The organism is Streptomyces shaanxiensis, assembly GCF_039537145.1.
Taxonomy (GTDB): domain Bacteria; phylum Actinomycetota; class Actinomycetes; order Streptomycetales; family Streptomycetaceae; genus Streptomyces; species Streptomyces shaanxiensis.
The window spans coordinates 1-20594 of record NZ_BAAAZY010000006.1; the positions used below are offsets into that span (position 1 = coordinate 1).

Annotated in this window: 24 protein-coding genes; 15 read left to right on the forward strand and 9 right to left on the reverse strand. The window is 72.1% G+C overall.

Annotated features, from left to right (window positions below; all coding sequences use genetic code 11):
- From ABD932_RS06785 to ABD932_RS06805, 5 genes are all read left to right on the forward strand, one after another.
- A partial coding sequence (locus ABD932_RS06785) for a pseudouridine synthase (RefSeq protein WP_345009643.1) occupies nucleotides 1-272 on the forward strand: 272 nt, incomplete at its 5' end.
- A 303-nt stretch (nucleotides 273-575) separates the two neighbouring features.
- Nucleotides 576-1121, forward strand: a complete 546-nt coding sequence (locus tag ABD932_RS06790) for a TIGR03086 family metal-binding protein (RefSeq protein WP_345009644.1) — start codon at nucleotides 576-578, stop codon at nucleotides 1119-1121.
- A gap of 107 nt (nucleotides 1122-1228) precedes the next feature.
- Entirely contained in the window at nucleotides 1229-1966 is a 738-nt protein-coding gene (locus ABD932_RS06795) for an NUDIX hydrolase (RefSeq protein ID WP_345009646.1), read from the forward strand.
- Nucleotides 1963-2985, forward strand: a complete 1023-nt coding sequence (locus ABD932_RS06800) for an ADP-ribosylglycohydrolase family protein (RefSeq protein ID WP_345009648.1) — start codon at nucleotides 1963-1965, stop codon at nucleotides 2983-2985. The genes ABD932_RS06795 and ABD932_RS06800 overlap by 4 nt, the downstream gene beginning before the upstream one ends.
- Nucleotides 2986-2988: 3 nt before the next feature.
- Nucleotides 2989-3738 carry a nucleotidyltransferase domain-containing protein gene (locus tag ABD932_RS06805; protein WP_345009650.1) on the forward strand — a complete coding sequence of 250 codons (750 nt, stop codon included), beginning with the start codon at nucleotides 2989-2991 and terminating at the stop codon, nucleotides 3736-3738.
- Here ABD932_RS06805 and ABD932_RS06810 read toward each other — a convergent pair.
- Genes ABD932_RS06810 through ABD932_RS06825 form a run of 4 tightly spaced genes read right to left on the reverse strand, consistent with a single transcriptional unit; the run spans nucleotide 3664 to nucleotide 6222 of the window.
- Nucleotides 3664-4428, reverse strand: coding sequence for a nucleotidyltransferase domain-containing protein (locus ABD932_RS06810; protein WP_345009652.1), 765 nt, complete (start codon nucleotides 4426-4428; stop codon nucleotides 3664-3666). The genes ABD932_RS06805 and ABD932_RS06810 overlap by 75 nt on opposite strands.
- A gap of 22 nt (nucleotides 4429-4450) precedes the next feature.
- Entirely contained in the window at nucleotides 4451-4894 is a 444-nt protein-coding gene (locus ABD932_RS06815; RefSeq protein ID WP_345009654.1) for a Rieske (2Fe-2S) protein, read from the reverse strand.
- Nucleotides 4891-5475, reverse strand: coding sequence for a DUF6529 family protein (locus ABD932_RS06820; protein WP_345009656.1), 585 nt, complete (start codon nucleotides 5473-5475; stop codon nucleotides 4891-4893). The genes ABD932_RS06815 and ABD932_RS06820 overlap by 4 nt, the downstream gene beginning before the upstream one ends.
- 57 nt (nucleotides 5476-5532) lie before the next feature.
- Nucleotides 5533-6222 (reverse strand): hypothetical protein, encoded by a 690-nt coding sequence (locus tag ABD932_RS06825; RefSeq protein ID WP_345009658.1) that lies wholly within the window; start codon nucleotides 6220-6222, stop codon nucleotides 5533-5535.
- A 240-nt stretch (nucleotides 6223-6462) separates the two neighbouring features.
- Here ABD932_RS06825 and aroH point away from each other — a divergent pair, with 240 nt between their 5' ends.
- From aroH to der, 5 genes are all read left to right on the forward strand, one after another.
- Nucleotides 6463-6825, forward strand: coding sequence for a chorismate mutase (gene aroH, locus ABD932_RS06830; RefSeq protein ID WP_345009660.1), 363 nt, complete (start codon nucleotides 6463-6465; stop codon nucleotides 6823-6825).
- Nucleotides 6822-7907 (forward strand): prephenate dehydrogenase, encoded by a 1086-nt coding sequence (locus ABD932_RS06835; RefSeq protein WP_345009662.1) that lies wholly within the window; start codon nucleotides 6822-6824, stop codon nucleotides 7905-7907. Before aroH ends, ABD932_RS06835 begins: the two co-directional genes overlap by 4 nt.
- A gap of 240 nt (nucleotides 7908-8147) precedes the next feature.
- Entirely contained in the window at nucleotides 8148-8834 is a 687-nt protein-coding gene (gene cmk / locus ABD932_RS06840) for a (d)CMP kinase (RefSeq protein ID WP_250085227.1), read from the forward strand.
- Nucleotides 8835-8887: 53 nt separating this feature from the next.
- On the forward strand, nucleotides 8888-9475 hold the full coding sequence (locus tag ABD932_RS06845; RefSeq protein ID WP_345010452.1) for a lysophospholipid acyltransferase family protein: 588 nt from the start codon (nucleotides 8888-8890) through the stop codon (nucleotides 9473-9475).
- Between the two features lie 80 nt (nucleotides 9476-9555).
- Nucleotides 9556-11037, forward strand: a complete 1482-nt coding sequence (gene der / locus ABD932_RS06850; RefSeq protein WP_345009666.1) for a ribosome biogenesis GTPase Der — start codon at nucleotides 9556-9558, stop codon at nucleotides 11035-11037.
- 86 nt (nucleotides 11038-11123) lie between these two features.
- Here the strand turns inward: der and ABD932_RS06855 are convergent, their stop codons facing one another.
- The gene (locus ABD932_RS06855) at nucleotides 11124-11486 is read right to left on the reverse strand and encodes a hypothetical protein (RefSeq protein ID WP_345009668.1); all 363 of its coding nucleotides are present in this window, start codon (nucleotides 11484-11486) and stop codon (nucleotides 11124-11126) included.
- A 100-nt stretch (nucleotides 11487-11586) separates the two neighbouring features.
- Nucleotides 11587-12369: a hypothetical protein gene (locus tag ABD932_RS06860; RefSeq protein ID WP_345009670.1), complete on the reverse strand. Its 783-nt coding sequence runs from the start codon at nucleotides 12367-12369 to the stop codon at nucleotides 11587-11589.
- 536 nt (nucleotides 12370-12905) lie between these two features.
- Between ABD932_RS06860 and ABD932_RS06865 the strand changes: the two genes are divergently transcribed.
- Nucleotides 12906-13595, forward strand: coding sequence for a LysM peptidoglycan-binding domain-containing protein (locus ABD932_RS06865; protein ID WP_345009672.1), 690 nt, complete (start codon nucleotides 12906-12908; stop codon nucleotides 13593-13595).
- A 115-nt stretch (nucleotides 13596-13710) separates the two neighbouring features.
- Nucleotides 13711-14268 (forward strand): transglycosylase family protein, encoded by a 558-nt coding sequence (locus tag ABD932_RS06870; protein WP_345009674.1) that lies wholly within the window; start codon nucleotides 13711-13713, stop codon nucleotides 14266-14268.
- Here the strand turns inward: ABD932_RS06870 and ABD932_RS06875 are convergent.
- Genes ABD932_RS06875 through ABD932_RS06885 form a run of 3 tightly spaced genes read right to left on the reverse strand, consistent with a single transcriptional unit; the run spans nucleotide 14156 to nucleotide 18081 of the window.
- On the reverse strand, nucleotides 14156-14881 hold the full coding sequence (locus ABD932_RS06875) for an ABC transporter ATP-binding protein (protein ID WP_345009676.1): 726 nt from the start codon (nucleotides 14879-14881) through the stop codon (nucleotides 14156-14158). The genes ABD932_RS06870 and ABD932_RS06875 overlap by 113 nt on opposite strands.
- Complete coding sequence (locus tag ABD932_RS06880; protein ID WP_345009678.1) at nucleotides 14878-17592, reverse strand: ABC transporter permease subunit; 2715 nt, start codon at nucleotides 17590-17592, stop codon at nucleotides 14878-14880. Before ABD932_RS06880 ends, ABD932_RS06875 begins: the two co-directional genes overlap by 4 nt.
- Nucleotides 17593-17604: 12 nt before the next feature.
- Nucleotides 17605-18081 carry a hypothetical protein gene (locus ABD932_RS06885; RefSeq protein WP_345009680.1) on the reverse strand — a complete coding sequence of 159 codons (477 nt, stop codon included), beginning with the start codon at nucleotides 18079-18081 and terminating at the stop codon, nucleotides 17605-17607.
- Nucleotides 18082-18267: 186 nt separating this feature from the next.
- Here ABD932_RS06885 and ABD932_RS06890 point away from each other — a divergent pair, with 186 nt between their 5' ends.
- From ABD932_RS06890 to ABD932_RS06900, 3 genes are all read left to right on the forward strand, one after another.
- Complete coding sequence (locus ABD932_RS06890) at nucleotides 18268-18849, forward strand: MTB12 C-terminal domain-containing protein (protein ID WP_345009682.1); 582 nt, start codon at nucleotides 18268-18270, stop codon at nucleotides 18847-18849.
- Nucleotides 18824-20119 carry an ABC transporter substrate-binding protein gene (locus ABD932_RS06895; protein WP_345009685.1) on the forward strand — a complete coding sequence of 432 codons (1296 nt, stop codon included), beginning with the start codon at nucleotides 18824-18826 and terminating at the stop codon, nucleotides 20117-20119. The genes ABD932_RS06890 and ABD932_RS06895 overlap by 26 nt, the downstream gene beginning before the upstream one ends.
- Nucleotides 20120-20197: 78 nt before the next feature.
- Nucleotides 20198-20590, forward strand: a complete 393-nt coding sequence (locus tag ABD932_RS06900; protein WP_345009687.1) for a hypothetical protein — start codon at nucleotides 20198-20200, stop codon at nucleotides 20588-20590.
- The last annotated feature ends 4 nt before the right edge of the window (nucleotides 20591-20594 follow it).

Sequence of the window (20594 nt, forward strand, 5' to 3'; positions counted from 1 at the left end):
TCAAGGACGGCATCCAGCTGGAGGACGGCTACGCGCGCGCGGACCACTTCCGGGTCGTCGAGCAGACCGGCAAGAACTACCTGGTCGAGGTCACCCTGCACGAGGGCCGCAAGCACATCGTGCGGCGCATGCTGGCGGAGGCCGGCTTCCCCGTGGAGAAGCTGGTGCGCACCTCCTTCGGGCCGATCACCCTCGGCGACCAGAAGTCGGGCTGGCTGCGACGGCTGTCGAACACCGAGGTCGGGATGCTCATGAAGGAAGTCGATCTGTAAGCCCACGCGTGCGTGCGGGTCGTAGGCCCACGCGTGTGTGCAGGCCGGTTCCGGGATGTGTCCGGGACCGGCCGATTCGTTTTCGCCCCTCGGCCGGTCTTCATCCGTGACGGAGGGAGTGGCGATGGGGACGATCGATTACCGGAGTGCCGTCAGCGCGTGTCTGACGGCGCTGGAGAGCCGCGCGTGGGCTCCGGCCCCCTCGGGGCCCGGAGGGCCGTGGGAGGCGCCTGAGGGGCCACTGAGGGCGTGTGCGGCGGGGCGGTGCGGGCGGTGTCGGCGATGCCGGCGGGGTGAGGGCCGATGAACTCCGGGGAGCTTCTGGAACGTTCGCTCGGTTACGCGCTGGGCAGCGTCGCCGGAGTGGAGCCCGGGAGTCTGGGGCGCGGGACGCCGTGTGCCCAGTGGGACCTGGGGGAGTTGCTCGGGCACCTCGACGACTCGCTGGACGCCTTGTACGAGGGCCTGACCGGCGGCCGGATCGGGCTGGTCCCGCGCGTCGACCGTGCCTGCGGGTTCCGTACGCGCGCGTGCGCGGTGCTCGGCGCCTGGGCGGCCGGGCCGCCGGAGTCGGCGCTGGTGGGCGAACGGCCGCTGGACGTGCGGGTGATGGCCGCCCTGGGAGCCGTGGAGATCGCCGTGCACGGGTGGGACGTCGCCCAGGCCTGCGGGCGGCCCCGGCCCCTGCCCGTCGCGCTCGCGGCCGAGCTGCTGCCCGTCGCCCGGTGCGTGGTCGCGGAGGCGGACCGGGGTGTGCGGTTCGGCGCGCCGGTCGCCGTGCCGGTGGGAGCCGGTCCCGGAGTGCGGTTGCTGGGGTTCCTGGGGCGGCGGGATTTCCTGCCGGGGTGACGCGGGTTTGCCGTCCGTTGGTTGTGCAACCCGTCCACCCTCTTTATAGTCGTAGTGACTAATAGTCGTGATGACTATAAAGATGCCCGTGAAGAGGGGTGAGCGGCATGCCGGGACCCACCGTGCCCGAGGGCTACGACAAGTACGCCCACGAACCCTTCGCGGTCACCGCCGACCTCGCCGTCCTCACCATCCGCGACGGTGTCCTGCACGTCCTGCTCGTCGAACGCGGGCAGGAGCCGTACCAGGGCCACTGGGCGCTGCCCGGCGGCTTCGTGCAGCCGGACGAGTCGGCGGAGACGGCCGCCCGGCGCGAACTCGCCGAGGAGACCGGCCTGTCGGACGTCTCCGAGCTGCATCTGGAGCAGCTGCGGACCTACAGCGAGCCCGACCGCGACCCCCGCATGCGGGTCGTCACGGTCGCCTTCACCGCATTGCTGCCCCACCCGCCCGAACCGCACGGCGGCAGCGACGCGGCGCAGGCGTGCTGGGTGCCGTACGACAAGACGGGGCCGCTCGCCTTCGACCACGACCGGATCCTGGCCGACGCCCATGACCGTGTCGGCGCCAAGCTCGAGTACTCCAGCCTCGCCACCGCCTTCTGCCCGCCCGAGTTCACGCTCGGCGAGCTGCAGCACGTCTACGAGGTGGTGTGGGGCACCGCCCTCGACCGGCCCAACTTCCGCCGCAAGGTGCTCGCCACGCCGGGCTTCGTCGAGCCGGTCCCCGGCGCCGCCCGGCTCACCGGCGGCCGCGGCAAACCGGCCGCGCTGTACCGCGCGGGCACCGCGACCACCCTCCACCCGCCGCTGCTCCGGCCGACCCCCGAAGGACGCCCCGCATGACCACGACCACCGTGCGCAAGCGCGCCGCCACCGGCTCCCTGCTCGGCCTCGCCCTCGGGGACGCGCTCGGCTTCCCGACCGAGTTCAACGACGTGCCGTCGATCCTCGCCAAGTGCGGGCCGTGGCGCGAGATGGAGCTGCCGACGCCCGCGATCGTCACCGACGACACGCAGATGACGCTGGCGGTGGGGAAGGGGCTGCGGTCGGCGATGGACATGGGCGTACTCGGGCCCGAGGCCATGGTGGAGCCGGTGCGTGCGGAGTTCGTGGCGTGGAACCGGTCTCCGGAGAACAACCGGGCCCCGGGCAACACCTGCCTCAGGGCTTGTGACCTCCTCGAGCGTGCCGATCTGCCCTGGCAGGACGCCAGCCAGATCAACTCCAAGGGCTGCGGCGCCAACATGCGCGTCGCGCCGATCGGCCTCGTCCCCGGCCTGAGCGATGAACAGCGCGCGGGCGCCGCCCAGTTGCAGTCCGCGCTCACCCATGGGCATCCGACGGCGCTCGCCGCCTCCGACCTGACCGCGCACGCCGTACGACTGCTCGCGCAGGGCACCGAGCCGACCGGGCTGGTCGGCCTGCTGCGGTCGTACGCCTACGAGAACCGCACCCGCTACCACGAGCGCTGGCTCGGCGACCTGTGGACCCGCAGCCAGGACCCCACGGCCGAGCACTTCATCGCGCGCGGCTGGGACGAGTGCCTGGAGATCCTGGGCCGCCTCCAGGACGCCGTGCGCACGGCCTCGCCCGAGACCGACCCGTGCCTGGCCACCGGTGCGGGCTGGATCGCCGAAGAGGCCCTGGCCAGTGGCCTGTTGTGCTTCCTGTGGTTCGTCGACGAGCCGCTGACCGCCCTGCGCCGGGCCGCCTGCACCTCCGGCGACTCGGACTCGATCGCGTGCCTGACGGGCGCGTTCGCGGGTGCCTGGCTCGGGGCCGACGCCTGGCCGACGGAGTGGGCGGACCGGATCGAGTACCGGGGGGACCTGCTGACCCTCGGGGCGCTCTGGGACGCTTGACGGATGATCGACGCCCTGGACATCGACCTCGCACCCGTCGTCGCCGAACAGCCCGACCCGGTGCTGTTCGCGACCGTCTCGGGCGCGCATCTGTACGGCTTCCCGTCGCGCGACTCCGACGTGGACCTGCGGGGCGTGCACCTGCTGCCGGCCGCCGACCTCGTCGGTCTGCGCGAGCCGGACGAGACGCGGACGCGGATGTGGGTGCGGGACGGCGTCGAGATGGACCTGGTCACGCACGACCTGCGCAAGTTCGTACGGCTGATGCTGCGCCGCAACGGCTATGTGCTGGAGCAGTTGCTCTCGCCGCTCGTCGTGCACACGACGGACGCCCACCGCGAACTCGCCGAGCTCGCGCCCGGCGTCCTCACCAGCCACCACGCCCATCACTACCGGGGGTTCGCCACCACGCAGTGGCGGCTGTTCGAGAAGACCGCGGAGCTCAAGCCGCTGCTCTACACCTTCCGGGTGCTGCTCACCGGCGTCCACCTCATGCGCGGCGGTGAGGTGCAGGCGCATCTGCCCACGCTGCTGGAGCATGTCGACGCCCCGGCCTACCTGCCGGAGCTGATCGCGGCGAAGGCGGAGCAGGAGCACGGGACTGCCGACGTCGACCACGCGCGCGTGGCGGCCGACGTCGAGCGCCTGCACGCCGTGCTGGACGAGGCGCAGGCGGCCTCAGTGCTGCCCGACGCTCCGGGTGCCTACGACGCCCTGCACGCCTTCGTCGTACGGGCCCGGCTGGAGGGCTGAGGCGCGGCGGGTCCGGATCAGGAAGTCCTCCACCCGGCTGCGGTCCGGCTCGGCCGGGAGCGGACTGTGGCCGAGGGCCTCGTCCGCCTCGCTCGCCAGGCGGGTCATCCGGGACTCGAACTCCGGCCACGGGATCTCGCCCCGCTTGACCTCCAGCAGCGACTCGCGCCGGTCGCCCACGTCGATCGTCAGACGGCCGGTGCGCAGCAGGTCGCGGGCGCTCGCGAGCAGTCGCAGGAGGTGCATCGCGTGCTTCCAGCGCGGGGTGCCGTGGACGCGGACGTCGGCCTCCAGCTTCTTGCGCTGGCCCAGCGCGTAGCGGGTGAACGTCTCGTGGGTCCGGCGGGACAGGAACGCCTCGCGCAGGGCGAGGAGCTCGCGGCCCGTGTCGTCGACGTGCTCCACGAGCGGGGAGTGCAGGCACTCCAGGATGTTCGGGTTGGCGCGCAGGGCCAGCTCGCAGAAGCGCTCCAGCTCCCAGCTGAACTGCTCCTCCCGGGGGCCTTCGACGTGCGTCGGGGGCTTGTCGAAACGCCAGAAGAGCGGTGTCGGGGCGAGGAACACGCCCCGGAGGTCGGTGTCGCTGCCGTCCGTCGCCAGACCGAAGGCGCGCGAGCCCATCACGCACGCGTAGATCGTGTGGTCGCGTACCAGTGTGTCGTGTACCGGTGTCAGGGGCTCGGGGCGCATGCCCCGGAGCGTACGCGGCGGGTCACACCAGGCGGATCGAATTTCCGTCCACGGTGATCTGCTTCTCGGGCAGCGGTTTCGTCGCCGGAGGGTTGGCCACCGAGCCGTCCGTGATGTTGAACTTGCTGCCGTGGCAGGCGCAGTTGATCGTGCCGTCCGCGACGGTGGCGACCGTGCACCGCTGATGGGTGCAGATGGCCGAGAAGGCCTTGAACTCGCCCTGTTCCGGCTGGGTCACCACCACCTCCTGGTCCTTGAAGATCGTGCCGCCGCCGACCGGGATGTCGTCTGTGGCGGCCAGCTCCTCTCCGTCCTGGCCGTCCTGGCCGGGGGAGGTGGTCGAGGTCGGTGTCGAGTCGCTCGCATCGCCGTTGTCGCCGGAATCGCCGCAGCCGGCGACGAGCGCCGCCGCGCCGGCCCCGCCTGTCGCGATGAGGATCGTGCGCCGCGTCGGACGGAAGCTCATGTCGTCACTCCGAAGGTGCGGAAGAACCAGAGGGCGGAGGTCAGCCAGATGATGGTGAGAGCGGCGAAGACCACTCCGCCCACGATGGGCAGCAGCCAGCCGGGAAGTCGCTCCGACCGGAGCAACAGCATCTTTGCACTGAAAGCACCGAAGAAGAAGCAACCCAGGACAGAGTGGAAGAAAACGCGTGTTTCGTACGTCTGGTAGCCCATCGCGTACAGGCAGTGCACCGCCACGGGTACGGCCAGCAGGAACGCCACTCGGCCCGACCAGCGGTGCAGCGCGGACGACCGGGCCGGCCCCGGGAGCTTGCCGTACACCATGAACGCGGAGACCACCTGGACCAGCGCGAAGAAGATCGCCCCCGTCGCCAGCCATGACTTGACCGCGCCGGTGCTGTTGAACCCGGCGAGGTTGAAGGCCGTCCCCGACGGGTCGTGGACCTTGCCGTACGCCCCGAGGCCCACCGCGACCGCGCCGGCGACCAGCGCCGGGACCAGGTAGCGGGCCGGGCTCGGGCGGCGGTGGCCGGGCTGCGGGGACGGGAAGTCCTGGGTGGCGGCGTTCGGGTCGACGGTCATGATCGACTCCCGTGAGGAGGGGGGATCGAGGACGGGTCGGGGAGGCCGGGGAAAGGATCAAGGGGCCGCGGGGCGGGCCGTCAGCTGCTGTCCGTCGACCGTCACCGCGCCGGTCTCGGGGTCGATCCGCGGGGCGGGCGAGGGTCGGCCGTCGCGGGTGAGGACGCCGACCTGCCGGCCGTCCGGCAGCACGATCCAGCCGCCGTCGACCTCGGCGCCGCGCACGGTGGCGGTGGCCCGGTACAGGCCCGACGGCTTCTTCGTCCTGTCGGCGGTGAAGGCGTAGTGCCCGCCGTCGATGTCGACCGTGCCGCGGATCCGCTTGCCCTCCTTGAGAGTGCCGTTCAGCACGGAGCCGTCCTTGCCGGTGAGCCGCATCGTCCCGTCGTCGTTCACGTCGCCCTTGAGCCAGGACTCCTTGGCGCGGCCGTCGCAGAAGTACGCGATCGCCCTGCCGTCGCGCAGGGTGACGGCCACGGCGGAGGAGTCGTCGTCGGTGCGGCCCGTGTAGCCGGCGTTCGGGACAGGGGTCTGCGACGGTGACGGCGACGGAGTCGTCTGCGTGGGCGCCGGTGACGGTGTCGCCGCGGGCGACTCCTTCGTGGTGTCCGCGGACGAGGGCGACGACCCGGGCGAGGGCGCGGACGACGACGCGTTCCTCGTCCCCGTCGTCGCGTTGAGCGACAGCAGGAACACGCCGGCCAACAGTCCCGCGAGAAGGGTGAGCAAGGGGCCGGGACGCTTCATGAGGCCTCCCCCGAGGCGAGCTTCCTGCCAATGAGAGCGGACCTGTGCCCCGCCGTCCAGAGGCGTACGGAGGCGTTCGCGGTCCGGTAGCGCAATCGGGATGGACGGGTGACATTGACTCAAAGCCGACCACCCGGGTCCCCGGTGTCTCAGCGGGCGGGCGACCTGCGTCCGCCGCACGCGGGCTGACTAGGCTGGCGAGTCGAAGAGGCGATCCGTACAGCAGCAAGGAGCAGAGCCGTGGCGGTACGAGCGGTCCGGGGGGCCGTCCAACTGGAGCGGGACGAGGCCGGCCACATGGACGAGCAGGTCGGGGCCCTGCTCACGGCGATCCTGGAGCGGAACGGGCTGAGCGCGGACGACCTGATCAGCATCTGGTTCACGGCCACGCCCGATCTGCACAGCGACTTCCCGGCGGCCGCCGCCCGTAAGCTCGGCATCGTCGACGTACCGCTGATCTGCGCCCAGGAACTGGACATCCAGGGCGCCATGCCGCGGGTCGTACGTGTCCTCGCGCACATCGAGTCCGACCGGCCCCGCGCCGACATCGCGCACGTCTACCTCGGCGCCGCGGCCACCCTGCGCAAGGACATCGCCCAGTGAGAACCGCACTCGTCATCGGCACCGGCCTCATCGGTACGTCCGCCGCGCTGGCGCTGGCCGGGCGCGGTGTCGTCGTCCACCTCGCCGACCACGACCCCGAGCAGGCCCGTACGGCGGCCGCGCTCGGCGCCGGCACCGACGAGGCGCCCGAGGGCCCGGTCGACCTCGCGATCGTCGCCTCCCCGCCCGCGCACGTGGCCGAGGTGCTCGCCGACGCCATGCGCCGGGGCGTGGCACGCGGCTACCTCGACGTGGCCAGCGTCAAGGGCGGGCCGCGCCGGGCGCTGGAGGCGCTCGGGCTCGACCTGTCGTCCTACATCGGTACGCATCCCATGTCGGGGCGCGAGAAGTCCGGCCCGCTGGCGGCGACCGGTGACCTCTTCGAGGGCCGGCCCTGGGTGCTCACGCCGACCCGGGACACCGACACCGAGGTGCTGAACCTCGCCCTGGAACTGGTCTCGCACTGCCGTGCCGTGCCGGTGGTGATGGACGCCGACGCCCACGACCGCGCGGTCGCGCTGGTGTCCCACATGCCTCATCTGGTGTCCAGCATGGTCGCCGCGCGGCTGGAGAACGCCGAGGAGGCGGCCGTTCGACTGTGTGGTCAGGGCATTCGGGACGTGACCCGGATCGCCGCGTCCGATCCCGGGATGTGGATCGACATCCTCTCCGCGAACCCGGGGCCGGTGGCCGACCTGCTCACCGATGTCGCCGGGGATCTGGAGGAGACGGTGCGGGCGCTGCGGGCGCTGCAGTCGGCCGACGAGGCGAAGCGGCTGGAGGGGACCTCCGGCATCGAGGACGTGCTGCGGCGTGGGAACGCCGGGCAGGTTCGGGTGCCCGGCAAGCACGGGGCCGCTCCGCGGGTCTACGAGGTCGTCGCCGTGTTGATCGACGACCAGCCGGGGCAGTTGGCGCGGATCTTCGCGGATGCCGGGCGGGCCGGGGTCAACGTCGAGGACGTGCGGATCGAGCATGCGACGGGGCAGCAGGCCGGTCTGGTGCAGTTGATGGTGGAGCCGAAAGCGGCGACGGTGTTGTCGGCGGCGTTGCGGGAGCGGGGCTGGGCGATTCGGCAGTAGGAGTCTCGCCCCCGCCGCCCCTACCCGTCCCGTCCCTGGGGGCTGCCGCCCTCAGACCCCCGCTTCGGCCCTTAAAGGGCCTCGTCCTCAAACGCCGGACGGGCTGGAGTGCCTGGACCGGCGCCAGAGAGTCGCCGGGACGGCGCGCGGCCGGACGAGTGATGGGGACCCAGTAACCTTGTGCGGGGCGCTCTCGCGTCCCCACACTCCCGCCACACCGCACCAGGAAGGTGTCCCCCCGTGGAAAACGGTGCCGCCAAGCCCGTGATTGTCGCCATCGACGGCCCCTCCGGCACGGGCAAGTCGAGCACGTCGAAGGCCGTCGCCGCGCAGCTCGGGCTGAGCTACCTCGACACCGGCGCCCAGTACCGGGCGATCACCTGGTGGATGGTGACCAGCGGCATCGACATCGAGGACCCGACCGCGATCGCCGCGGTGGCCGGCAAGCCCGAGATCATCTCCGGCACCGACCCGGCGGGCCCGACGATCACCGTCGACGGCACCGACGTGTCCGGCCCGATCCGCACCCAGGAGGTCACCTCCAAGGTCAGCGCCGTCAGCGCGGTGCCCGAGGTGCGTGCCCGGATCACCGAGCTGCAGCGCTCGCTGGCCACCTCCGCCGAGCGGGGCATCGTCGTCGAGGGGCGCGACATCGGTACGACCGTGCTGCCCGACGCCGACCTGAAGATCTTCCTCACCGCCTCCCCGGAGGCTCGCGCCGCCCGCCGCAGCGGTGAGCTGAAGGGCGCCGACGTCAACGCCACCCGCGAGGCCCTGATCAAGCGGGACGCGGCCGACTCCAGCCGCAAGACCTCGCCGCTCGCCAAGGCGGACGACGCGGTCGAGGTGGACACCACCGAGCTCACGCTGACGCAGGTCATCGAGTGCGTCGTCACGCTCGTCGAGGAGAAGCGGGCCGCGAAGTGACAGCTCCCTCCGAGCGGGGTGCCGACGTCGGGCGACGCATCGGCGTCGGCCTGATGTTCGGGCTGTGGCGGCCGCGGGTTCTGGGCGCCTGGAAGGTGCCCGCCACCGGGCCGGTGATCTTCGCGGTCAACCACTCCCACAACATCGACGGCCCCATGGTCATGGGTGTGGCGCCCCGGCCGACCCACTTCCTGATCAAGAAGGAAGCGTTCATCGGGCCGCTCGACCCGTTCCTGCTCGGCATCGGGCAGGTCAAGGTCGACCGAGAGAGCACCGACCGCACGGCGATCACCCAGGCGCTGAGCGTGCTGGACAACGGCGGCGTCCTCGGGATCTTCCCCGAGGGCACCCGCGGCGAGGGCGACTTCGCCGCGCTGCGGGCCGGGCTCGCGTACTTCGCGGTGCGCGGCAACGCCCCGATCGTCCCGGTCGCCGTGCTGGGAAGTTCCGACCGGCCCGGCCGGTTGATAAAGGGGCTGCCTCCGCTGCGCAGCCGCGTCGACGTCGTCTTCGGCGACCCCTTCGAGGCGGGCGACGGCAGCGGGCGGCGCACCCGCAGGGCGCTGGACGAGGCGACCGAGCGCATCCAGAAGCAGCTCACCGAGCACCTGGAAAACGCCAGGCGACTGACCGGTCGCTAGGCGACACTGAGTAGTGGATCAGCCGGGGGACAACCGGGTGGCCCACCGATCACCACGATGAACGACGAGGTACGGACTTCATGAACGACCACATCCACTCCGAGGGCTCGCCCGACGGGCACGACCACGGAGAGCTTGGCGACGCCGAGTACGCGGAGTTCATGGAGCTCGCCGCGGAAGAGGGCTTCGACCTCGAGGACGTCGAGGGTGCCATCGAGGCGGCCGGGCACGGGCCGTTGCCCGTCCTCGCCGTCGTCGGCCGGCCGAATGTCGGCAAGTCGACTCTCGTCAACCGGATCATCGGCCGCCGCGAGGCGGTCGTCGAGGACAAGCCCGGCGTCACCCGCGACCGTGTGACCTACGAGGCCGAGTGGGCGGGCCGTCGCTTCAAGGTCGTCGACACCGGCGGCTGGGAGCAGGACGTCCTCGGCATCGACGCCTCCGTGGCCGCGCAGGCCGAGTACGCCATCGAGGCCGCCGACGCCGTCGTGTTCGTCGTCGACGCCAAGGTCGGTGCCACCGACACCGACGAGGCCGTCGTACGACTGCTGCGCAAGGCCGGCAAGCCCGTGGTGCTGTGCGCCAACAAGGTCGACGGCCCGAGTGGCGAGGCCGACGCGACCTACCTGTGGTCCCTGGGCCTCGGCGAGCCGCACCCCGTCTCGGCCCTGCACGGCCGTGGCACCGGCGACATGCTGGACGCCGTCCTGGAGGCCCTGCCGGAGGCGCCCGAGCAGACCTTCGGCGGCGCCGGGATCGGCGGACCGCGCCGTATCGCGCTCATCGGCCGCCCGAACGTCGGCAAGTCCTCCCTGCTGAACAAGGTGGCGAACGAGGAGCGCGTCGTCGTCAACGAGCTGGCCGGCACCACCCGTGACCCGGTCGACGAGCTCATCGAACTCGGCGGCGTCACCTGGAAGTTCGTCGACACCGCCGGCATCCGCAAGCGCGTCCACCTCCAGCAGGGCGCCGACTACTACGCCTCGCTGCGCACCGCGGCCGCCGTCGAGAAGGCCGAGGTGGCGGTCATCCTGATCGACGCCTCCGAGTCCATCTCGGTCCAGGACCAGCGGATCGTGACGATGGCCGTCGAGGCGGGCCGCGCGATGGTGATCGCCTACAACAAGTGGGACACCCTCGACGAGGAGCGCCGCTACTACCTGGAGCGGGAGATCGAGACCGAGTTCGGCCAGGTCGCGTGGGCGCCCCGGGTGAATGTCTCGGCGCGCACCGGGCGGCACATGGAGAAGCTCGTCCCCGCGATCGAGACGGCCCTCGCGGGCTGGGAGACCCGGGTCCCGACCGGTCGGCTCAACGCCTTCCTCGGTGAGCTGGTCGCCGCCCACCCCCACCCCATCCGCGGCGGCAAGCAGCCCCGCATCCTCTTCGGCACCCAGGCCGGCACCAAGCCCCCGCGGTTCGTGCTCTTCGCCTCCGGCTTCATCGAGGCGGGCTACCGCCGCTTCATCGAACGCCGGCTGCGCGAGGAGTTCGGCTTCGAGGGGACGCCGATCCATATCTCGGTGCGGGTGCGTGAGAAGCGCGGGAGCAAGAAGAAGTAGCGGAAGCAGGATGAAGTAGTGCACGCGAGAAGTCGTGGCGCACGCACACGGAAGGGCGGCCCTGATCGGGCCGCCCTTCCGTGTGTTCAGCCTCTGCGTGCCGGGGGCAGCGCGGCCGGGACGTGGTGCATACCCGAGCCCTGCGGGCCGATGTGCCCGACGCGCTGCCACTGCGGCTGCTGACCGGCGCCGTGGCCGGTGCCGTGGCGGGCGCTGTGGGCCCCCGCGCTGTAGGCGCTGTACGAGCTGCTGAACGACCCCGGGCGATGGCCGCCGTACGGGCCCGTGCTCCGCGGAATGTTCCCGAACGCGGTGAACCCCAGGTCCTCCTCGCCACTGCGGTCACCCGGCAGCGAGCGGAAGGACTTGACGTACTCGGCGTAGAGCGCGTCGTAGATGGGCGTGGCCGATGGGCCGCCCTGAAGGCGGGGAACGTCGTATGCATGCACGTATGTCCAAACGACACCGCGCTCGAAGAGATGCGGCCGTGGTGACGGACCGCCTGCTCATCAGGGGCGCGGGCAACGCCTCAGGGGGCGGGAACCGCGCTCAGGTGCCGGCGAGCGGCAGGGCGGCCGCGACCAGTTTCCCGTTGGCGGCGGCCTTGTCCAGAGCCTCCCGAAGCAGGTCCTCCCTGGGCTGACGCCCGATGGACCCCACGGGTGCGGCGAACATCAGTACCTGCTGATGCTTGTTCGCGGCGGCCCGCCAGCCGTCCGTCACCAGCAACGGCTGGTGCGCCTGCCACCACGCGACCGGCTGCCCCCCATTCGTGCCCGGCTGCAGAACCGCGTGCAGCTGCCCCATGGCCAGCAGCACGGACCAGCCGTGCAGTACGGGCGGCACATCCGCCAGCTCCGTCGCCGGCATGAACCCCTGCTCGATGAGCAGCGGCAGGAAGTCGTCCCCGGAGCCGACCGCCCCGGGTCGCACGATGGGCCCGGTCGGCTCGACGACCAGCGCGGGGTGCAACTCCCCAGCGATCAGCACCAGTCCGCTGGTCACCCCGAGAACGGCCTGCTCCGGCACGATCGTGTCCGGCTCCAGGTCGACCCGGTCGCCGGTGATGGACTTCACGGCGCCCTGCAGCTGCGCCTCGGTGACCTGGACGACCTGAGAGGGCAGGCAGGTGGCGTGGGCGAAGGCGAGGACGGCGGTCTCGTCCCCGATGAACAGGACGGTGCTGGTGCGCTCCTGTTCGGAGTCGCCCGGGGTGCGGCAGGACGTGCAGTCGTAACTGCCGGGGGCGTTGTCTCCGGCGAGCAGCCGGTCGGCTTCGTCGTCGCCGATCTCGGCACGTACCTCGTCGCTGACGTCGAGCATGCGCGGCACGGGTGGCTCCTCGGGATGTGGCGTGGCGGGGCCGGGTGGCTCCCGGCCCGTGAACCGGGCGGGTCCCGGGCTCATGAAGAAGACAACGGGTGATCTGTGGCGGGAGTCACGCACCACACCGAACGGAATCGAACCATCCACCGCGCACGGTCACCTCGCGTACGGAATTGCGCACTCACCGTCAAGTCCTTGGATTTCCAAGGAAGTTGGTTGCGTGAGGTGGGTCACAGATCACTGAGGTGACTGGTCGACAAATCCCGAAATCAGCGAATGAAGTGGGTGGCCGAAAATCGCTGATACCGGAGGTAACGGCGAACTGGCCTGGAATGACAAGGAGTTGGTTGATACCGGCCGCTCGGCCTCCCTACATTCCTCGGCCGTGTGCAACGAGCACCGCTCGGGTACGTCCGCCGACCGCACCAGCCAGCACTCAGCACCGACCCTCGGCGGACGGGGCGGGCGCGACTCACACGCCCCATGGCGTGCGCAGTGGCGTTCCGTCTTGGGGGACCCCGAGTCCTTCGGGAGGGAACTACATGTCCGAATGTGCCGACAACACTCACGACATCGCTCGTAAGGCGCCGAAGGCTCCGAACGGGAGCCGGACTCGTACGACGGCGGTCCTCGCCGGGGCTGCACTGCTCGCCCCGCTCGGGCTGCTGGCCGCCACCGGCAACGCCGCGGCGGCGGACGGCGGAGTGTGGGACCGCATCGCACAGTGCGAGAGCGGGGGCAACTGGCACATCAACACCGGCAACGGCTACTACGGCGGACTGCAGTTCGCCGCCTCCACATGGCGCGCGTACGGCGGAACGGCCTACGCACCGACGGCGGACGGGGCCACGAAGGCCCAGCAGATCGCAGTGGCCACCAAGGTCCAGCGTGCCCAGGGGTGGGGCGCGTGGCCGACCTGTTCGGCCCGGGCCGGAGCGTACGGGAGCGCACCCGCGGCTCCCGCCACCGGCTCGGCGGCCTCCTCCTCCAGCAAGGCAGCTCCGTCGAACACCGAGGCGGCCCCATCGAATCCGGCGCGGACGCCGGAGCGTTCGTCGGGACACACGACCCGTGGCTCGTCCCGTGGTGACTACACCGTCCGCGAGGGCGACACGCTGAGCGGCATCGCCGCCCGGCACGGGACCACATGGCAGCGGATCTTCGCTGCCAACAGGGCCGCCATCGGCGGTGATCCCGACCTGATCGTGCCTGGGCAGCGCCTCGAACTCTGAGTGTCGCTCCCCGCAGAGGCACGGGGTGCCACCCGGTCCGCCGACCGGGTGGGGCCCCGCGGCACCTCGGACGCGCCGCGACGGCTGAGCGCAACAAGCTGCCTAGCGTGCTCATATGAAATGCACACCGCTCACGATCGTCATCGCCGCCGCACTGCTCACCGCAGTTGCCCCGGGAACGTCGCAGGCAGCGCCGGCCACGCACACAACACGCGCAAGCCATACGGCGCCGCCACGACCGGCCCCTGGACCGCCTCCCAAACCCGCGGTGTTCGGCTGTGCCAAGGACCAGTGGCCCTGGGGCTGCGTCGCCAAGTGCGAGAGCGGCGGCAATTGGCACATCAACACCGGCAACGGCCACTACGGCGGCCTGCAGTTCTCCCACCGGACCTGGGTGGGCTTCGGCGGCGCGAAGTACGCCCCGCGCGCGGATCTCGCCACCCGCAAGGAGCAGATCGCGATCGCCAAGAAGGTGGTGGCCGTGCAGGGGTGGGGAGCCTGGCCGCACTGCTCCAGGCGGTACGGGCTCTCGGGCCGTACACAGACCTGGAAACTGAACGTCACGGACCGGCTGACCTCGGGCGCGTCCCTGGGGGCGTCGCTGCTCCTCCGGAAGGGCTCGACCCGGTTCGGTGCGCTGCACGGCGCTCCCATTCGTCTGTCTCGCCGCTGAACACGACCGCGCCGCGCCGCAGTTCGTGGACGAGTGCCGTCCGGCCGCGCAGGACGGGCGGCACTCGTTGCTCGGCGACGACCACACAGGCGTCGAGTTCGCTCAGCAGTTCGTACGTACGGGCGGCCACCGCGGGCGACATGCCCTGCGTGGGCTCGTCGACGAGCAGCACGCGTGCGCGTGCCAGCAGGGCGCGGGACAGCGCGAGCATGCGCTGCTCGCCGCCGGAGAGGGTGCCGGCGCGGCGCGTGAGAAGGGGCTCCAGGGCGGGATAGGCGTCGAGGGCGTTGTCGTACGAGTGTGCCGCGAGTTCGAGGTTCTCGCGCACCGTGAGGGAGCCGAACACGGCCTGGCGCTCGGGGACCAGACACAGTCCGCGGCGGGCCCGCTCGTGGGCGGGCACACGGGTGATGTCGGTGCCGTCCCACACCACCGTGCCGCCGGACAGGGGCACCGTTCCGGCCAGGGCGCGCAGGGCGGTCGTACGGCCGGATCCGTTCCGTCCCAGCAGAACGGTGAGGCCGGGGCCGGGGGCGGCGAGGGTGACGCCGTGCAGGGCCTCCAACGGGCCGTAGCGCACGCGCGCGTGCCGCAGGGCGATGGTGGTGGTCATGCCGGGGTCTCCTGGGGGCCTGTGGCGTCGAGTACGCGGTCGGGCGGGCCGGAGGCGACGATGCGGCCCGCCGTCATGACGTGCACGGTGTCGGCGAGGTCGGCGACCAGGTCGAGGTCGTGCTCGACGACGAGCAGGGCGGTGCCGTCGGCGGCGAGGGCCTTCAGGATCCGGGTCAGTGCGGTGACCTCGGCGGTGTCCAGGCCGGCGGCGGGCTCGTCGAGCAGCAGTACGCGAGGGCTGCCGGCGAGGGCCCGGGCCAGCTCGACGCGCCGGAGTGTGCCGGTGGGGAGGCCGGCGGCGGGCAGGGAGCGTACGGGGCCGTCCAGGCCCAGGAGGCGCAGGGATCGTTCCACGGCCGACGGGTCCTGGAGGCGGCCCTGTTCGGCGCCTACGCGGACGTTCTCGGCAACGGTCAGTGAGGGGAAGACGGCCAGTTGCTGGAAGGTGCGGGCGATGCCGAGGCGGGTGCGGGCGTGGGCGGGCAGGTGGGTGATGTCTCGGGTGCCGAGGAGGACTTGGCCTCGGGTGGGGCGGTGGGTGCCGGCCAGGCAGTGGAACAGGGTGCTTTTGCCTGCGCCGTTGGGGCCGATGACGGCGGTGACCCGGCCCGGGGGGACGGTGAGGGTGATGTCCTCCAGGACGGTGAAGCCGTCATAGCGGGCCTGGAGGTGGTGGGTGGTGAGGGTGGCCTCGTCGGGCGCGGGTGCGTGGGTGGGCACGCGGCCTGCGGCCGCGTTGGGTTTCCTGCCCGCACCGCCCGTGCGGCTTTCGTCGTCGGGTGCGGGTGGCCCCTGTGGGGGCCGAGCGCCGTCGGCGGCTGATCGTGCCACCGTGGGTGGCGCCGCGCGGTGAGCCGTCGTCCGCAGCCGCCCCCGCACCTCCACCCCCAACGCCGTCAGCGTCACCCTGCGCCGCCCCCGCAACCTCCCCGCCGCCGTCCGAGCCGCCTCGTACGGCCCCCCGGGGAACCGTCCCACCAGCACCGCCAGCACCCCGATCAGGGCAGCCGCCACCCCGCCCCGGGCGCCCGCGTCCAGGCCCACCAGGAGGGCTGCCGCGGCCAGGGCGCCCAGGGTGCTGTCGGCGCCCAGGACGACCACCGCGGCGAACCAGAGGAGGCCGCGGACGGGGTCGTAGGCGGACGGGTCGAAGGCGCGCAGGCCCATGCCGAGCAGACCGCCGCCCAGGGCCGCCAGGGCCGCGCCCGAGACGAAGGCCAGGAGTTTCAGGGAGGGCACCTGGACGCCTGCCGCCGACGCGCCCGGCTCGTGGTCCCGCATCGCCGCCAGGGCCCGGCCCGTGCGGCCCCGGCGCAGCAGCCAGGTCGCCAGGAGGGCGGCCGCCAGGAGGGTCAGTTCCAGGACGTAGTACGCGCGGTCGCCCTCGAAGCCCGCCGGGCGGCCCAGGGACAGGCCCGAGACGGCGTAGGGCTGGGCGAACACGAAGCGGCTCACGCCGACGCCCACCGCGAAGGTCACCAGCGCCAGGGCCAGGCCCCGGCGGCTGATCGCCGGCCAGCCGGTCAGGAGACCCAGGGGGGCCACCAGGACGACCGCCAGGGCCAGGGCCGCGAGCTCCGGCAGGCGGGGCAGGCCCGGGAAGCGGCCGGCCGCCAGCAGGGCCGTGAACAGGGCGCCCAGGCCCGCGTACGCCGCCTGGCCGAGGGAGATCTGGCCGCCGCGGCCCGTGACCACGACCAGGGACAGCAGGACCACGGCCAGCGCCGGCACCTGCACCGACGTATGCAGGTCCGAGCCCGCGAAGCCCAGCGGGAGCAGGAAGAGCACCGCCGCCACGATCCAGGCGCCCGGCGGAGTCGGCACGCGCGCGGTGGCCGTGCGCGGGAGGGCGTCGCGGGTGCCCACGCGGGGGAGGGCCAGGGCCGCGATCAGCAGGGCGACGACGAAGAGGTTCGTGCTGACGGCTTGCAGCAAGGGTGCGCCCCAGCCCGTCGGGTGCAGGCGCGTCAGCTGGCTCTGCGCCACCCCGATGCCGAGCGCGGTCAGCACGGCGACCGGCAGGCTGCGCATCCGGGCGGCCACCGCGACCGCGACGACCTCCATGACCAGCAGCGGCAGGCCGTACGGGTCCAGGCGCACGTACGGCGCCAGCAGGACGCCCGTCAGGCCCGCCGTGAACGAGCCGAACGCCCAGCCCGCGGCCGCCACCCGGTCCGCGTCGACGCCCCCGAGGACGGCCAGTTGGCGGTCGTCGACCACGGCCCGCAGTTCTCGGCCGAAGCGGGTCCAGCGGATGACCGCGCCGACGCCGGCCGCCAGCAGCAGTGCCACCGCCAGCTGACCCCAGGGGTCCGCCGACACCAGCTCCGGCGCGTCGTCCCGCGCGCCCTGGCCCCACAGCAGCGCGGCGCCGCCCACCAGCAGCACGAACACGCCGATGGACGCGACCAGGGTCTGCGCCGGGTCGCTGCCCAGCACCGACAGCGGCCGGAAGACGAACCGTTCCAGCGCCATCCCGATACCGGGCGCCAGCACCAGCAGCGTCACCGTCGCGCCCGCCCACAGCGGCCAGCCCCACTCCACCACGCACTGGCGCAGCGCGTACGCGCACACCATCGCGATCGCCCCGTGCGCGAAGTTCAGCACGCCGGTCGCACGGTAGGTGACGATCAGGCCGATCCCGGTGAGCGCGGCGGCGCTGCCGACCGACAGGCCGGCCAGGGTGAGGTCGTACGTCAGCGAGGACATCGGTCATCCGCCTCAGTGATCCGCTTCGGCGGGCTCACAGATCGGGCACGGGCCCAGTTCGCCACTCCTCACCAGCTTCACATCGACCGGTACGGCCTCCGCCTTCCCTGCGACCAGCGGGCAGTCCGCGCGGTGCCAGAGGGTGCCCCCGGGCACCATCAGCAGGTCCCCGCTGACCGCGAGCGGCGCCGTGGGCGACTGGCCGGACTCCTCGGCGTCGGCGGGCTCGGCGGCCACCAGAAGGCCGTACAGCTCCTCCACGCGCGCGGCGGCGAGCGCGCCCCGGCCATGGGTCAGCAGGACGGACCCGGCGATGATCAGCGCGGCGCCGGGCACCGTGCAGGACGCGAGATACGGCAGCTGCCGCTCGGCGAACCGCTCGCCGGAGACGCCGTACCAGCCGATGACGCACAGCACCGCACCGGCCGCGAGCGCGGCCCAGCCGGCCCAGATCACCGGGTGCACGGTCCGCAGTCGGGCTGTCCGCATCGCTGGCTCCCACACGTCGGGTTTCGGTGCGTGCGCGTAGGGATTTCAGTGCACGCACGTCTGGTTTCTGCGCATGTGCCTGGCGCTATTCCATGTCCGCCAATGGACTTGCACTATGCCTCCTGCAAGCTGACCCTGAAAGCACCGGGCGCACACGGCCCGGATCGACACCCGGTGGTGAGCCAGATGGTTCTCGGGAGCGACGTCAGGCGACGGAAGTCACACAGGGGGCGCGGCCCACGGTCGGCCGGACGGGGGACCGCGATCGCCGCGGCCCTGCTCCTCTTCCTCACCCCGGCCCTCACGACCTGCAGCGACGACGAGGGAGGCGGCGGGAACGAGACGCCGCCGACACCGACCGTCGAGCAGACCGAACCCGGCGGGCAGTCGCCGGCCGCGACGGCACCCGCCGACGCGGGGGCGGCCGAGACGGAGATCAAGCAGAACTGGCAGAAGTTCTTCGACCCGGCGACGTCCATGGAGGACAAGCAGACCGTCCTGGAGAACGGCGATCGGATGGCGCCGGTCCTGCAGGCGTTCAGCGGTGACGAGCGCGGCGGACAGGTCCAGGCGAAGGTCTCCAAGGTCGAGTTCACCTCGCCGACCGAGGCGAACGTGACGTACGACCTGACCCTGAAGGGCGCGACCGCCCTGCCGAACGCCTCCGGAACCGCCGTCGAACAGGACGGCACCTGGAAGGTGTCCGCCAAGACGCTGTGCGCGCTGGTCCAGTTGAGCGGCAATGGTTCGCCGATCCCGGGGTGCTGAGGCGGCGATCGCCGTGATGGTGCTGGCTCTGAGTACGGCGTGCGGCAGCCGGCTGCCGGAGAGCGACTTCGAGCACCGCGACCGGAGCACTCCCTCGGCGCCCGCGGGCGAGCGCACCCCGATCCGGGTCGGCATCATCACCAGCGCCACCAGCCCGGTCGGCGGCAACGCCTTCACCGGCCCGCGCGACGGCGCCAAGGCCTTCTTCGACCGCCTCAACGCGCGCGGGGGCGTCGACGGGCGCCGGGTCGAGGTGCGCGAGTGCGACGACGGCGGCAGCGGCGTCGGCAACAACGAGTGCGTGCACGAGCTGATCGACGAGGACAAGGTCGTCGCCCTGGTCGCCACCACCGCCCTGGACTACGCGGGCGCCTCCCGCGTCTCACACGCGCGCGTGCCCGACATCGGCGGCCAGCCCATCGGGGCCGCCTACGACACCTATCCGCACCTCTACGGCATCTACGGCAGCCTCGCGCCCCGCAGCGGCACGACCGGCTGGGACGGCAAGCAGTACGGCGGCACCGAGGTCTACCGCTACTTCAAGCGCGAGCACGGTGCCCGTACGGCCGCCGTCGTCTCGTACAACCAGCCCGCGTCCGCCGCCTACGCCCGCCTTGTCGAGAGGGGGCTGAAGGCCGAGGGCTACGAGGTGGTCGCCGAGCAGGTCGACTTCGCGCTGCCCAACTTCCGTGCGGTGGCGGCCGATCTGAAGGAGCAGGGCGCCGACCTCGTCTTCGACGCCATCGACAGCCACGGCAACGCCCGGCTGTGCGAGGCGATGGACGACGTCGGCGCCGAGGTCACCGCCAAGGTCACGAACGTACAGAACTGGACGTCCACCGTCGCCGAGGACTACAAGGACGCTCCGCGCTGCCGCAACGCCCTCTGGGCGACCGGGTCGTCCCGCAATTTCGAGGACAAGGACCAGGACGCCGTACGGGAGTTCCGGGACGCCACGAACCACCTGGAGGCGCACTCCCAGTGGCAACTGGAGGGCTGGGCCGCGGCCATGTGGTTCACGGACGCGGCGAAGGCGTGCGCCGACCAGGGCGTCACGCGCGCGTGCGTCGACGACCACATGAACCGCAGCCAGGGATACACCGCCGACGGCCTGCTGATCCCGGTCAGATTCGAGCGGCTGGCCGAACCACCGAAGAGCCGCCGGACCTGTCTGTCGGTGGCCCGCTGGGAGGACGGCCGGGGATGGGTCGCCCAAGGAGACATGAACTCCACGTGCTTCGAGGTCCCGCAGCTGTCGTACCAGCCGTGACGGGCAACCAAAAGGCCGCATCGCGGGTCCAACCGACAGAGCACAGAACCGAGGGAGGAGAGGGAGGAACCGCAGCGCATGACGCCCGTGTCGCAGGCCGCACCACTGCGCGCCGACTGCATCGCGGATTCAGCCGGCGGGCTGACCTTTGACGTCACCGCGGCCGTGGCCACCGAGGCGGCCCACCTCGTGCTGCGTCACCGCGAGGGCGACGAGGAGGTCACCCTGCCCCTGACCCCGGCCACGACGGGCCGACTGCGCGCCGCGCTCCCCAGCAGCGTGGCCCTGCCGGAGGGCCACTGGGACGCGTACGCCAGTGTGACGGAGGAGGAGTCGGACCATCGACTGGCGCCGGGTGACATGGACGTGCACCCCTCCGCCTCCCGGGTCCCGTACGAAACCCGGCAAGGCAACCTGAGCGTCGAATCCCGGGTACCGGCAACGCTGTTAGGGGCACTCCCGAGCTCCTAGGCGA

Bases quoted from the DNA above. Each gene is read 5' to 3' on its own strand.
- ABD932_RS06790 (WP_345009644.1), top strand. From the start codon at position 576: ATGAACTCCGGGGAGCTTCTGGAACGTTCGCTCGGTTACGCGCTGGGC.
- ABD932_RS06795 (WP_345009646.1), top strand. From the start codon at position 1,229: ATGCCGGGACCCACCGTGCCCGAGGGCTACGACAAGTACGCCCACGAA.
- ABD932_RS06800 (WP_345009648.1), top strand. From the start codon at position 1,963: ATGACCACGACCACCGTGCGCAAGCGCGCCGCCACCGGCTCCCTGCTC.
- ABD932_RS06805 (WP_345009650.1), top strand. From the start codon at position 2,989: ATGATCGACGCCCTGGACATCGACCTCGCACCCGTCGTCGCCGAACAG.
- ABD932_RS06810 (WP_345009652.1), bottom strand. From the start codon at position 4,428: ATGCGCCCCGAGCCCCTGACACCGGTACACGACACACTGGTACGCGAC.
- ABD932_RS06815 (WP_345009654.1), bottom strand. From the start codon at position 4,894: ATGAGCTTCCGTCCGACGCGGCGCACGATCCTCATCGCGACAGGCGGG.
- ABD932_RS06820 (WP_345009656.1), bottom strand. From the start codon at position 5,475: ATGACCGTCGACCCGAACGCCGCCACCCAGGACTTCCCGTCCCCGCAG.
- ABD932_RS06825 (WP_345009658.1), bottom strand. From the start codon at position 6,222: ATGAAGCGTCCCGGCCCCTTGCTCACCCTTCTCGCGGGACTGTTGGCC.
- ABD932_RS06845 (WP_345010452.1), top strand. From the start codon at position 8,888: ATGTTCGGGCTGTGGCGGCCGCGGGTTCTGGGCGCCTGGAAGGTGCCC.
- der (WP_345009666.1), top strand. From the start codon at position 9,556: ATGAACGACCACATCCACTCCGAGGGCTCGCCCGACGGGCACGACCAC.
- ABD932_RS06865 (WP_345009672.1), top strand. From the start codon at position 12,906: ATGTCCGAATGTGCCGACAACACTCACGACATCGCTCGTAAGGCGCCG.
- ABD932_RS06870 (WP_345009674.1), top strand. From the start codon at position 13,711: ATGAAATGCACACCGCTCACGATCGTCATCGCCGCCGCACTGCTCACC.
- ABD932_RS06875 (WP_345009676.1), bottom strand. From the start codon at position 14,881: ATGACCACCACCATCGCCCTGCGGCACGCGCGCGTGCGCTACGGCCCG.
- ABD932_RS06880 (WP_345009678.1), bottom strand. From the start codon at position 17,592: ATGTCCTCGCTGACGTACGACCTCACCCTGGCCGGCCTGTCGGTCGGC.
- ABD932_RS06885 (WP_345009680.1), bottom strand. From the start codon at position 18,081: ATGCGGACAGCCCGACTGCGGACCGTGCACCCGGTGATCTGGGCCGGC.
- ABD932_RS06890 (WP_345009682.1), top strand. From the start codon at position 18,268: ATGGTTCTCGGGAGCGACGTCAGGCGACGGAAGTCACACAGGGGGCGC.
- ABD932_RS06895 (WP_345009685.1), top strand. From the start codon at position 18,824: ATGGTTCGCCGATCCCGGGGTGCTGAGGCGGCGATCGCCGTGATGGTG.
- ABD932_RS06900 (WP_345009687.1), top strand. From the start codon at position 20,198: ATGACGCCCGTGTCGCAGGCCGCACCACTGCGCGCCGACTGCATCGCG.